Annotated in this window: 11 protein-coding genes; 7 read left to right on the top strand and 4 right to left on the bottom strand. The window is 44.4% G+C overall.

All coding sequences use genetic code 11. The features are described 5' to 3' along the window. Both BC643_RS11900 and BC643_RS11895 read right to left on the bottom strand, forming a co-directional pair. Entirely contained in the window at positions 1 to 408 is a 408-nt protein-coding gene (locus BC643_RS11900; RefSeq protein WP_120273296.1) for a hypothetical protein, read from the bottom strand. 123 nt (positions 409 to 531) lie between these two features. Beyond that, a complete protein-coding gene (locus tag BC643_RS11895) occupies positions 532 to 906 on the bottom strand; it encodes a hypothetical protein (RefSeq protein ID WP_147377208.1) in 375 nt (124 codons plus the stop codon). 208 nt (positions 907 to 1,114) lie between these two features. Between BC643_RS11895 and BC643_RS11890 the strand changes: the two genes are divergently transcribed. The 6 genes from BC643_RS11890 to BC643_RS11865 all read left to right on the top strand — a co-directional run bounded on the left by BC643_RS11890 (position 1,115) and on the right by BC643_RS11865 (position 8,247). Then, positions 1,115 to 2,197 (top strand): sensor histidine kinase, encoded by a 1,083-nt coding sequence (locus tag BC643_RS11890; RefSeq protein ID WP_120273294.1) that lies wholly within the window; start codon positions 1,115 to 1,117, stop codon positions 2,195 to 2,197. Then, positions 2,194 to 2,928 carry a LytR/AlgR family response regulator transcription factor gene (locus BC643_RS11885; RefSeq protein ID WP_120273293.1) on the top strand — a complete coding sequence of 245 codons (735 nt, stop codon included), beginning with the start codon at positions 2,194 to 2,196 and terminating at the stop codon, positions 2,926 to 2,928. Before BC643_RS11890 ends, BC643_RS11885 begins: the two co-directional genes overlap by 4 nt. Positions 2,929 to 3,351: 423 nt before the next feature. Beyond that, positions 3,352 to 3,924, top strand: a complete 573-nt coding sequence (locus tag BC643_RS11880) for a non-canonical purine NTP diphosphatase (protein ID WP_211338043.1) — start codon at positions 3,352 to 3,354, stop codon at positions 3,922 to 3,924. An 11-nt stretch (positions 3,925 to 3,935) separates the two neighbouring features. Then, the gene (gene porZ, locus BC643_RS11875; protein WP_120273291.1) at positions 3,936 to 6,260 is read left to right on the top strand and encodes a type IX secretion system anionic LPS delivery protein PorZ; all 2,325 of its coding nucleotides are present in this window, start codon (positions 3,936 to 3,938) and stop codon (positions 6,258 to 6,260) included. A gap of 11 nt (positions 6,261 to 6,271) precedes the next feature. After that, positions 6,272 to 6,997 carry a DNA repair protein RecO gene (recO, locus tag BC643_RS11870; RefSeq protein WP_120273290.1) on the top strand — a complete coding sequence of 242 codons (726 nt, stop codon included), beginning with the start codon at positions 6,272 to 6,274 and terminating at the stop codon, positions 6,995 to 6,997. Between the two features lie 86 nt (positions 6,998 to 7,083). Then, entirely contained in the window at positions 7,084 to 8,247 is a 1,164-nt protein-coding gene (locus tag BC643_RS11865) for a methionine aminotransferase (RefSeq protein ID WP_120273289.1), read from the top strand. Between the two features lie 93 nt (positions 8,248 to 8,340). Here BC643_RS11865 and BC643_RS11860 read toward each other — a convergent pair whose 3' ends face one another. Both BC643_RS11860 and BC643_RS11855 read right to left on the bottom strand, forming a co-directional pair. Then, positions 8,341 to 8,856, bottom strand: coding sequence for an SPOR domain-containing protein (locus tag BC643_RS11860; protein ID WP_120273288.1), 516 nt, complete (start codon positions 8,854 to 8,856; stop codon positions 8,341 to 8,343). A 98-nt stretch (positions 8,857 to 8,954) separates the two neighbouring features. Continuing rightward, a complete protein-coding gene (locus tag BC643_RS11855; protein ID WP_120273287.1) occupies positions 8,955 to 9,197 on the bottom strand; it encodes a GIY-YIG nuclease family protein in 243 nt (80 codons plus the stop codon). A 452-nt stretch (positions 9,198 to 9,649) separates the two neighbouring features. On the opposite strand from BC643_RS11855, the gene BC643_RS11850 reads away from it, so the two are divergent. Beyond that, complete coding sequence (locus BC643_RS11850; RefSeq protein WP_245994925.1) at positions 9,650 to 12,790, top strand: SusC/RagA family TonB-linked outer membrane protein; 3,141 nt, start codon at positions 9,650 to 9,652, stop codon at positions 12,788 to 12,790. The last annotated feature ends 12 nt before the right edge of the window (positions 12,791 to 12,802 follow it).

The raw sequence follows: 12,802 nt of genomic DNA, 5'->3' as shown, positions 1-12,802 counted from the left end.
TTAATTGTTTTCTTTCAATTGCTTTAATACAAATTCCAGGCGGTTGATTAGTTTATCTCGAAGAGCTTCGGCTTTTTCTTCCTGTTCCGGTGTGAGCAGGGCTTTCAGTTCATCTTTTCGCTGTTTGTTCAGGGCAACCATTTCGGGTTGGATCTCTAAATCGGGATTGTTTTCAATAAATTTTTGGTTTAACTGCGCATATCGAAGATTGATCGCGTAAGCTTTTTCAGCCTGGTCGTCGTCTAAGTCTAGGCGGTTTTTCATGACAGTGGTAATCACATTGGCCCTGGTTTCAGGGCTACGTTGGAAGAATCGTTGCGGATCTAAGCCCTTTGCGGCCATAAAACTGCTCAGTACCACGATTGCGAGTAGAGCAAGCATTCCGGTAAAAAAGTGTTTCGTTTTCATGTTTTTTTGTTTTTAATTGAATGACTTTGTATTTCGAGGGCATAGCTTCGCCAAGCCCCTTAATTGGATATCGGTAGTGAGTTGAGGATAAGTATTAAATTGAAATGTTTCGACTAGCAACAGCTATTGTTGCTGTTCTTTATGCATCTGCTTGGCTTTGGCCCGCATTTCTTTTTTCATTTCTTCGTATTGCTGAAATTGTTCCTTGTTTAACACGGTTTTCAGCTTGGCATCTTTCTCATCCGTAATACTTCTGGCTTTCTTTAATTTGGCCAGATTTCCGTCGATAGCGCGAACCTCTTCCATTTTGTTTGCGTACTCAAGGTTTAACGCTTCAACGGTAGAAAGTTGTTCTGTTGTTAAAGCCATATTTTCTTTCATCCATTCCGTTTGAGCGGCTGCACGTTCTTCCGGGGTTCTTTGCCCATTTTCCTGTTGTGCGCTACAGTTAATTATCAGTCCGATTACGACTGCAAGGGTTAAAACTAATTTTTTCATTTTTCGTGTTTTTTGAAGTTTCTGGTTCAAACTTACGGTGTTCCTCATGCTCTGCCGATATCTTTTCATCCAACGACGAATTCGCTTACACGAATGACCAGGCTATTCAATAAACGGCAGGGTAGTCGTTTTCTGTTGTTGATTGATGAATTTTGTCCGTTGGTTGAAGGAGCCCTTTTGAAAGCGTTATTCTTCGTAATATTGTTGCATGAAGAAAGCGATCATCCACTTGATTATCTGGGCTGTGTTGACTTACCTTTTTTACGTCTCTTTCAGCCTGTTCCTGCCATGGACGGAGGCGTTGTTGCGAACCTTGCCGGGTATCTTTTTTATTGCGTTGATGTTTTATTTATCGGGCGAAGTACTAACCCAGCAGTTTTTGATAAAACGGCAAAGTCCATTGCTATTTGGCGTTCTCATTTTTGTTTTGATTTTTGTTTTAGCAGTGGCTCGAAGTCGGTTTCTTGTGGTATTTCCGGGAGGCATTGGGACGAGCTGGAACGATGCGTTGGAGAATAGTGCTTGGTTAGATACCGATCGGAATATCTGGTTGGCGGAACGCTTGAATTCCCGCAAATCACCGGTTTTTGTCGGTTTAATTTTGAATTCGGTAATTGCTGTTATTGCGGTGCTTTTGCGGTTGTACGAACACAAAGCCGATGTGGAGCGGGATAGTGCAGAAAAGCTGCAGCGCTCGCAGGAAGCACAAATCCTCTATCTTAAATCGCAGGTCAACCCACACTTTCTGTTTAACACCTTGAATAACTTATACGGACTCACCTACGCTAAGTCCGACCTCGCACCGCAGATGGTTTTAGGTCTGTCCGATACCATGCGTTATCTGATTTACGAGACGGAGCAAAAACTGGTACCTATTTATAAAGAGCTGGATTTTATCCGCAATTACCTTGATTTGGAAAAGATGCGGATTTCCTTTCCCGAGAACATTCGCGCCTCGGTACATGTTCAGCAGGAAAACGCCTTCATCCCTCCGTTGTTGCTTTTACCTTTTGTTGAGAACTGTTTTAAACACGGTACGGTAGGCAAGGAAGATGATGGTTGGATGGAGCTGGATATTTGGGACGAGGACGGGAAGTTGTATTTTGTCTGTAAGAACAGTTTTATGTCTCAAACGCCGATTGGTCGTAAAGTAGGAATAGGGCTCACAAATGTTAAAAAAAGGTTGGAGCTGATATACGGGCATCGCTACGAGCTTCAAACAACGAAGCAGGATGACGAATACCTTGTATCGCTGCAATTTCCGGTGTTCGGTAAAAAAGACGAGTTATGACAAAAATCAAATGTATTATCGTGGATGACGAGCCGATTGCTCGTCAGTATTTAAGCGACTATGTGCAAAAAATGCCGCAGTTGGAGTTGTTAGCTTCGTTTTCGCGGGCGGCCGATGCTTTTCCGGTTGTAGAAGAAGGAAAAGTTGACTTGATGTTCCTCGATATTCAGATGCCGGGTCTTACCGGGCTCGAGTTTTTGCGCACGTTGCAGCGAAAGCCTGCGGTCATATTAACCACTGCTTATTCAGAATATGCACTTGAAGGCTATGAATTGGATGTCACAGACTATTTGCTAAAGCCGATCCCCTTCAGTCGCTTTGCGAAGGCTGTAAGTAAAATCAACCCAATAGGGTCTTCGCAATTAATTCAGGCGCAAAATAATGATTATGATAGTAATGGGCAAGGCGCTGGGAGTCGGGATTTTGTATTTGTGAAATCGGGATATAAATCGGTCAAAGTGAATTTGTCGGAAATTGTTTATGTCGAGGGTCTCAAAGAGTACGTTGTGATCCACACAAAAGACAAAAAATACACGAAATTGGATCGAATGAAAAACCTGGAGAACCTGCTTTCGGGGCAAGGATTTTTGCGGATTCACAAATCATATATTGTTGCAATTAGCGCTATTGAAGCCGTTTTCGGAAATACAGTGGAGCTCGGTGGTCTGCAATTACCCATTGGAAGAAGCTATAAAGAAGAGATCGAGAAAGTCCTTGGGATGAACTCTTGAAATCTGCGGTTTTTGCTATTCTAAATTTGCGTGCAATTTGAGCGAATAGCCCAAAGGAGCAATGCAGAAATCAATGTTCGCAATTTCGAAATATTCACTTAATCTTCATGTTTTGACACCGGTTGAGTTAATCCTGTTGAATATATTTTAAAACTCTGATAATAATAGCGAGAATCTTTCGTTCGGGTTTGCTAAAATTGGTCATGGAATTTTAAAAGGTTTCTTTCCTTTTGTCGATAATATCCACCGAAAATTATTCGGGGTTCGATTGGCGAGCGTATGATGAAATTCCGTCCGGACCTTTGTTTATTTATAGGTTCGGTGACAGGCTTAAATTCAGCATTCGAACGGCAGATCTGTTGATTTTTGTTAATTTGGTCACGTTAAAATCGGGCAGAAGATGCTCCCAAAAAATAACTGCACATGAAATTGGTGTTTGCCACAAACAATCCGAATAAATTACGAGAGATACAGCATAAACTTGGAAGTCAGGTCGAGTTGGTTGGCTTGGAGGATATTGGCTGCAAAGAGGAGATTCCGGAGACGGAGCCAACGCTCGAAGGAAATGCTTTGCAAAAAGCGATGTACGTTTACAAAAATTTCGGACTGGATTGTTTCGCCGATGATACCGGTTTGGAGATTGAAGCTTTGGGCGGTGAGCCCGGGGTTTATTCGGCTCGCTATGCGGGTGAAGCCAAGGATGCGCAGGCGAACATGGATAAAGTGTTGGCAAAGCTTGGTGACGAAACGAACCGCAAAGCATGTTTCAAGACGGTGATTGCAGTGGTGATCGGCGGAAAATCGACTCTGATGCAAGGCGAGGTGGACGGAATCATTCTGACAGAAAAACGAGGAGGAGCAGGTTTCGGTTATGACCCGATTTTTCAACCCGATGGTTACGATATCAGTTTTGCAGAAATGGATTTGACCGAGAAAAACAAGATTAGCCATCGTGCCCGTGCTGTTGAGAAATTGGTGGCTTTTCTGAATCGATAGATTTGACTGGTATGAGAAAAGCGCTGCTGTTTATACAATTGATACTCCTCTGTGCGTCGGGTTTTTCGGTCGGACAGTGGACGGAATACCTTTCCTACAGTTCTGCTCAAAAAGTCATTGTTGCAGATGGCAAAGTTTATTGTGTTGCCAGCGGTGGTTTATTCAGTTTCGATAAGTCAGACAATAGCCTGCAAAAGTTGAATATGATTGAAGGTTTGTCGGATGTTGGCATTGCCGCAATTGGATATGGAGAGCAGTCGGATGTGGTTGTGGTTGCCTATGATAATAGTAATCTCGACCTTCTCTACTCCGGCGAAGTTTACAACATGTCTGACATTAAACGCAAGCAAATTTCGGGAGATAAGACAATCTACAATATTTTGGTGGTCGATCAGGTGGCTTATTTATCCTGTGGTTTCGGGATTGTTGCCGTGAATCTGGAGAAGCGGGAAATCAAAGACACGTATTACATTGGCGACAACGCGGCTCAAATCCGTGTTAACGACATGGCGTTTGATGGGACATACCTCTATGCCGCTACTGAAAATGGTGTCTACAAAGCCGACATCAATTCGTCGAACCTACAGTATTTCGGCAATTGGGAGAAGCAGACGTCCCTCCCCAATGCTGACAGTGAATTTGACCAGGCGGATTATTTCGACGGGAAAGTGATTGTCAACTACAACAGCGAGAGTACTGGCGGCGACGCTCTTTACGCATGGGATGGTTCGTATTGGAGTCGCTATTTGAGTTCGGTCAACCAGGTTCTTGATGTACAGGTTTCAGCCGATCAGCTGGTCGTATCATCCGGAACGAAAGTCGAAGTATACAGCGCCGGCGACCAGCTGGCGGCCCGGGTGAATTCCTATGAGCTAAATAATGTATTGGTTAGTACGATTGCTGCTCAAAGTGCGGTGACGGATGATGACGGTCTGCTTTGGGTTGCCGATGCCGGTTATTCGCTCGTGAAGGTGAGCGGAGCATCGTCGGAACAGATAGAGCCCGAAGGGCCGGCTAGCAACTATGTTTTTGCTTTGACCATGAACGGTTCGGATTTATGGCTGGCCGATGGAGGACGAACTTCAGCCTGGAACAACATGTTTTATACGCCACGCTTTCAGCTTTTGAGAGGAGACCAGTGGGAAGCTTTCGATAAAGAGACCTACAGTGACTTGAGTGGTTTTCACGATATTGTTTGTGTAACCGTCGACCCGAACGACGCGGACCATGTGTTTGCCGGATCGTGGGGTGGAGGTGTACTCGAATTTCAGGATAATCAGTTTGTCGCCCGGTACAACAACAAAAATTCCAGTTTGCAAACGGCGATTCCGTCGCAACCCGACGAGCCTTATTGCCGAATTAGCGACTTGAAATTCGATAGCAATGGTAACCTTTGGGTGGTAAACTCGATCGTTGATGAACCCTTGTCGGTTTTGACCACTTCCGGAGAGTGGGAGTCCTATTCATTGTCTGGCGTTCAGTCGAGCACCGATGTTGGTACCATGGTGATGACTGAAGATGACGACATGTGGATCATAATTCCGCGTAGCCAAAACACAATGATTGTTCGTAATGCCGAAAGTTCCACGAGTAAAAAGTTGTCGGTGATTGCCTACTACAACAGTGGTTCAAATGAGGTTTATACCGATATGACGGATATTTACTCGATTGCAATGGATCAGGATGGTGCTATTTGGTTTGGAACTGCCGTTGGTGTCGGCGTTTATTCCGATCCGGAGGATATTTGGGATGGTGGTTCGTTTTACGCTTCTCGTCCAGGCTTGGATGAGGGAGATGGTTTGTATCATCCTTTGCTGAGCACCCAAACCGTGACTGCTATTGCAGTGGATGGCGCCAACCGAAAATGGTTTGGCACAAAGACCTCCGGCGTTTACCTGATTTCCGAAGACGGAACCGAAGAGCTGCTCCATTTTACAACCGACGACAGTCCGTTGTTATCGGATGAAATTACCAGCCTGACGATCAATGATCAGACGGGAGAAGTATTCATAGGGACGTCAAAAGGATTGATTTCGTACATGGGAACAGCGACGGAGGGGAATGACGATTACAGTGGTGTTTATGCCTATCCGAATCCGGTTCGGGAAACATATTCCGGCGACATTGTGATTACCGGTTTGATTGAAGATACCGACATCAAGATCACCGATATCAGCGGAAATTTGGTTTACAAAACGACTTCGCTGGGCGGACAGGCAACCTGGGACGGTAAAAACCTGCGTGGACATCGGGTGGCAACAGGCGTTTACCTGGTGTTTGGAAATGATCGCTACGGTGAGCAAAGTTTTGTGACAAAGATTCTGTTTATTCATTAGAGGAAACTGCGGTGCTGGAAAAAACACGAGGCATATTTCTGCATTACATCAACTATTCCGATTCGTCGGTGATTGCGAAGATTTATACCGAGAAATTCGGGCAGCAATCCTACATTATCAGCGGAATACGTTCTAAAAAGTCGTCGACCCGGATCAACGTTTTTCAGCCTTTATTTTTGCTGGATCTGGAGGTTTACCACAAGGATGGACGAGGGATTCAGCGCTTAAAAAATGCACGACTTTCAGTCCCATTTAACCAGCTGCCTTTCGATGTGTACAAAAGCTCACAGGCTATTTTTCTTTCGGAGCTGCTGATGAAATGCCTGAAGGAAGAAGAAAGCAATCCGGAATTGTTCGATTTCTTGTTTCATGCGGCTTGTTTGCTCGACTTGGCCGAAGATGGTGACTGCAATTTTCTGGTTAGTTTTTTGTTCCGTCTGACCCGGTATTTGGGGGTTGACCCGCAGGCGCCGCCTCAAGCGCCTTTCCGCTATTTCGACCTCGTTTCTGCCTCGTTTCGCGAAAATGAACCGGCACATAATCAGTTCATGAACTACGAAATAACACACAAGTTCACCGAGCTTTTCAATTGCGATTTCAGCGAGCTCGAAAAATTAAATTTCACTAACAGGCATCGTCGCGTTTTGCTCGACCATCTGGTTGATTACTATCGGATTCACCTGGATTTAGGGGGTGATCTGAAATCACTCTCCGTTTTAAAAGAGGTGTTGGGTTAAAAGGATGTTATTTTATTATTCTTTAAATTTGGTTTGGCGCCGCCTTAAACGCGGTATTTTTGTATCTTTCCAGTCTAATTAGTTATATGGTACAATCGAAACTCCCCAATACGAATAAGAGCATCTTTTCTTCTGTGTATTCGCTGATTGAAGAAACCGGAGCACTGGACATGGCGATTGGTAAATCTGACTTTGCGACCCCTCAGGCCCTGGTCGATTTGGCGGTTGAATACATGAAGTCCGGCGACCATAACTATGCACCTCTGGAGGGTATCGCGAAGCTGAGAAAAGTTATTTCCGACCTGGTTGAGGAAAACTACGGAAATCGCTATAATCCCAAAACAGAAGTCACCGTCTCTGCGAGTATCGTGCAGGCTGTTCACACAGCGATTAGTGCGGTGGTTCGCGATGACGATGAAGTGATTGTTTTTGAACCGGCTTTTGAGTCATATGTGCCTTCGATTATTCTGAACGGTGGAAAACCGGTCTACATGGAGTTGAAGGCTCCCGGATTTACCATCGACTGGGAAGAGCTGCGGAAAATGATCACGACAAAGACAAAGATGATCATTCTGAATTCGCCGCACAATCCGACCGGAAGCGTGCTTTCCGAAGCCGATATGATGCAGCTGCAGCGGTTGACCAATGGTACGAACATCATTATCCTGAGCGACGAGTCTTTTGAGTCGATTGTGTTCGATAACCAGGTTCACCAGAGTATTGCCCGCTACGAGAAATTGATTGATCGCAGCTTCATTGTTTCATCCTTTGGTGCGGTGTACAATATCAATGGTTGGGGAATAGCCTACTGTTTGGCACCGGAGAAACTGATGATCGAGTATCGAAAAATGCAGCAGTTTCAATTATGTAACGTTAATACACCAATGCAATACGCGTTGGCTGAATATATTCCGCATCATCACTACTTCGACGATGTGTCGGCGTTGTACCAGGGAAAAAGGAACTATTTCCTGCGTTTACTGGAAAATAGCCTGTATAAGTTCATTCCCACGCAGGGAAGTTATTTCCAGTTAATCGATTATTCCCGTTTGTCGGACGATTCAGATCAAATCTTTATCGATCGGTTGGCCCGGGATTTCGGAATTGCCGTTGTGCCTGTTTCGGCGTTCTACCACGAAAAAACAAAAGCCAAGTTACTTCGCGTTTGTTTTGCAAAGGAAAACGACAAGTTGGAGAAAGCTGCTTCGCTGTTGTTAAGCGTGCCGTCGATGATTGTCGAGGATTTGTAGTGTACCGCTTTAATTAGATTCATCCAGAATTGATACCATAAAAAAAGCTTATTCCGCGAGGAATAAGCTTTTTCAATATTGTGAGCTTGGAACTTACTTTTTAATCAATAGCCAGGTATCTGCGTATTTCGGGAAATCAGTGCGGATTTGGTTCACACGTTGGCGTGCCGCTGTTTCGGCTGCATACGAGTTAACACATACGCGGTAATAACCGGTTTCGCTGTGCAGTACAATCGGGTTGAATCCTTGAGGGATCAACTCCTGCTTATACTTGTTGGCATTTTCCAATGAACTGAAACTTCCAATAATCACAAAGAAAGTACTTCCCTGGTATTTGGTTGCGTCGTCCTTTTGGTCGAAAGTAAATGTTTCAGTTTGTGTTCTTACGGGCTTTATAGGGGCTTGGTAAGTTGATTCCGGGGCTGTTTGTGTTGGTTGTGCAGGTGTTGTAGTCACCGGACGCTGAGGCTCAGCAACCGAGAACACCTTTGTTTCCGTCTGTTCCTGCGGGGCAGGTTCAGCAGCTTCGTTGCTTTTCATCCGCTGCATCGATTTACATCCGGTGAAAAATAGGCCCAAAGCAAATGCTCCAATAATAATTCTTCTCATTTCTAGTCTTTTTAGAGTTTCAATTAACAAATCTACGAAAAACCAAGCCAGCTTAACGGGTTGTCAATAAATGATTATTAACCAAATGGTGTTGAAATCTAAAAGTTTAAGATCCTTTTCAGAAAGCGCTGACCGGCAATTGTCCGGTAGAAACGTATCCGCCGAATTGCTTCATTTTTACTTCCGCAAGGTTCCTGGTAAATAATCGACCACGGTTTAATGCCCCGGGTATCTTCAATCAAACCTTCGTTGTGTGCTTTTTCCGTTTGCTTCAAATCAACCGTAAATCCATAATGGAAGCGATGATTTTCGAGATTGTATAGTACGTACGAATAATACATGGTACAAAAATAGAAAAACGGATATATTTTCCGCTTTCCGAAGCATGCTAATCTTTTTTTTTCCATGTCGTGCCCACCGGCAGAAAGTATTTGAAGAGGTTGTGAATGAGAAATTCATTTAAAGTGCATAAATACAGGTTTTTATGGTTGTGTATTGCGCGATTGTTTGTGTGCTGGATTAACAACTTTATACCCTCTGGGAAACATTTTGGTAGTGCGGACTTATCAATTTGTCCGCTTTCTATAAACAATTTCACCCCTTTTATTGGAGGATAAACACCTAGTTTTATCGTGATCTTTTATGTTTAAATATCCTCCTTTTGATACGGGATGGTTTTTAAACACCAAAAGTGCGAAGACAATTGCTCTAAGTGAATTGATAAAATCTAACTATTAAACTTTAACGTATGAAAGAAAAACGCAGTGATGGAAGCTTTTCCAAAAGTTTCTTCATGAAATCAACAGTTATGCTCTTTCGGAGCTTCTGTTTGATTTTTGCTTTGCTTCTGGTCTTTTCAGGCTTTGCGCAAGCCCAAAGATCAATAACAGGTGTTGTTTCTGAGAAGGACACTGGTGAACCGATTCCGGGTGCAGCAGTCGTTGTCAAAGGAACCACCAACGGAACATCCACCGATTTGGATGGTAAATTTTCTCTTCAGGTCTCCGATGGCGACGTTCTTCAGGTTTCATTTGTTGGTTTCACCCTGCAGGAAATTCCGGTGAATGGCCAAACAACAATCAGTGTTCTACTGGAAGAAGAAGTGGCTTTGTTTGACGAAGTAGTCGTGGTTGGTTACGGTGTTCAAAAGAAAAAGCTGGTGACCGGTGCTACGGTACAGGTGGATGGTGAAGACCTTCAAAAAAGAAATACAACAAACGCTTTACAGGCATTACAAGGACAAACTTCGGGGGTTCAGATTTCCTCTACTTCCGGTCAGCCGGGCGAAGGCTTGAAAGTTGTTGTTCGTGGTCAGGGTACAATTGGTAACTCCGGACCTCTTTATATTGTTGACGGTGTGCAAACCGGCGACATTTCCTATTTAAATAATGCGGACATCGAAAGTATCGATGTCTTGAAAGATGCTGCTTCGGCAGCGATTTACGGTTCGCAGGCTGCGAATGGTGTTATTTTGATTACCACCAAAACGGGTAAAAAAGGAACAGCAAAAATCAGCTTCGACGCTTATTACGGCTTACAAAATGTTGCTCGCAAAGTTGACATGCTGAACAGCAAAGAATATGCAGTGATTATGAATGAAGCAGCGATCAACTCGGGTAAAGCACCTTATTTTACCCCTTCGGAACTGGAAGCAATGGGCGAAGGTACCGATTGGGTTGATGCCATGCTTTACGACAACGCCGTGACACAGAACTACACTTTAGGGATGACCGGTGGTTCTGACAACTCAGTTTATTCTATGTCGCTTTCATACACTGGACAGGAAGGTATTGTGGGCGGACCGGAAGTTTCGAATTACGACCGTTACAACCTGCGCGTTAACAGCGAGCACAAATTGTACGACGGCTTCCTGAAAGTAGGACAGCACCTGACAATGGGTTATATCGAGAAAAATGGTATCGGCGTTGGCAACCAGTATAACAACAGTTTGCGTGGTGCATTAAACACCAGCCCGTTCCTACCGATGTACGATGTAAACGGCGACTTCCTGAATAACAAAGCGGGCGTTGAATACTACGACGAAAACGGCGATTTGCAAGTTTGGGATCCTTGGGCCGAAGGAGAAAACAACCCATACGGATCGATGATTCTGAACAACCAAAGCAAGAATAACAACCAAAAGATTTTTGGTGACGTTTATTTCGAGCTGAACCCGATGAAAAATCTTCGCTTCCGCACTACTGCCGGTTTCGACTACTATGTGAGCGAAGGACGTTCATACCGCCCGATTTACGAATTGTCGATTTATGCCTTCCGCCTGAATGACGGTGCCAGCCAAAGCATGAGCAAAGGTTTGGCTTTGACCTGGGACAACGTATTGACTTACGATTTCGACCTGAACGAGCACGCTTTCACGGTGATGGCCGGTAACTCAATCTACCAGAACAAAGGTTCTTGGGTTAGCGTTAGCAACTCCGATTTGGTCACTTCAGACCTGGATCACGCTTACATTGATAATACCACAAACACCGATTTCACGCTGCTGAGCTACGGCGGCGCTCCGAACGATGAAGCCATGTTGCTTTCGTATTTCGGTCGTTTGAGCTATAACTACAAGGAACGTTACATGTTGAATGCGACTTTCCGTGCTGACGGTTCTTCGAAATTTGCAAAAGGTAATCGTTGGGGCTATTTCCCATCGGTATCTGCCGGATGGGTTTTGACCAACGAATCGTTCATGGAAAATTCAGCAAGCTTCCTCGATTTCCTGAAATTGCGTGCCAGCTGGGGACAGGTTGGTAACCAAAATATTGATGCTTGGCAGTATCTGGCTCCGATCCAAACTTCCAACACCAACTACTATTTTGGTACTGACGATTTCGACGCTTCCGGAAATACTGTTGGTGCTTATCCAAGCCGCTTGTCGAACCCGGAATTGAAATGGGAGACTTCAGAGCAAATCAACATCGGTTTCGACTCGCAACTGTTAGACGGTCACATGAACCTGACTTTGGACTGGTACAAAAAATCAACAAAAGACTGGTTGATTGAAGCTCCGATCCTGGCAACTGCCGGTGCTGATGCTCCATACATTAACGGTGGTAACGTGGATAACACCGGTATTGAATTGTCGGTTTCGTACCACAACAACATTGGCAAATTCAACTACCGCATTGCCGGTAACATCGCGAAAAACAAAAACGAAGTGTCGGAAGTACCAACAACAGATGGTATTGTACACGGGTTAACCAATATGCTTTACGATAACTCACTTGAATTCTACCATCGTGCCGAAACCGGGTATCCAATCGGATATTTCTGGGGATGGGAAACCGATGGCATTTTCCAAAACGAAGAAGAAGTTCAGGCCTATACCAACAACGGCAAAGTAACTCAACCAAACGCCAAACCAGGCGACTTGCGTTATGTAGATCAAAATAAAGACGGTGTTATCGACGAGAGCGACAAAACAAACATTGGTGATCCGAACCCTGACTATGTATTTGGTTTCTCGGTAGGTTTCGATTACGAAGGATTTGACTTTACGGTGGATGCCAACGGCGTTGCCGGCAACCAGATTGTACAATCGTACCGCAACCATGCCAATGCTTATGCGAACTACACTACTGAGATTTTGAGTCGCTGGCATGGCGAAGGAACTTCAACCACAATTCCTCGCGTAACAGAAACGAACGTGAACTACCTGTTCTCTGACGTTTTTGTGAAAGACGGCGATTTCCTTCGCATCAGCAACATTACGCTAGGCTACGACTTTGCCAAGAAGTTGGTGAAAAAAGATTTCATCAGCCAACTGCGCGTGTATGCTTCTGTTCAGAACGCTATCACCTTTACCAAGTATAACGGTATGGACCCTGAAATTGGCTACGGTGTTGAAAACGGTTCATCTGGTGTTGACTTGGGTTACTACCCACGTCCGCGAACAATGATGGTTGGTGTAAATATCAAATTTTAAAAACTGAAGGAA

Source organism: Mangrovibacterium diazotrophicum, from assembly GCF_003610535.1.
Taxonomy (GTDB): domain Bacteria; phylum Bacteroidota; class Bacteroidia; order Bacteroidales; family Prolixibacteraceae; genus Mangrovibacterium; species Mangrovibacterium diazotrophicum.
Note: the sequence above shows the minus strand (reverse complement) of the source record. Positions and strands in the feature narration are given on the sequence as shown.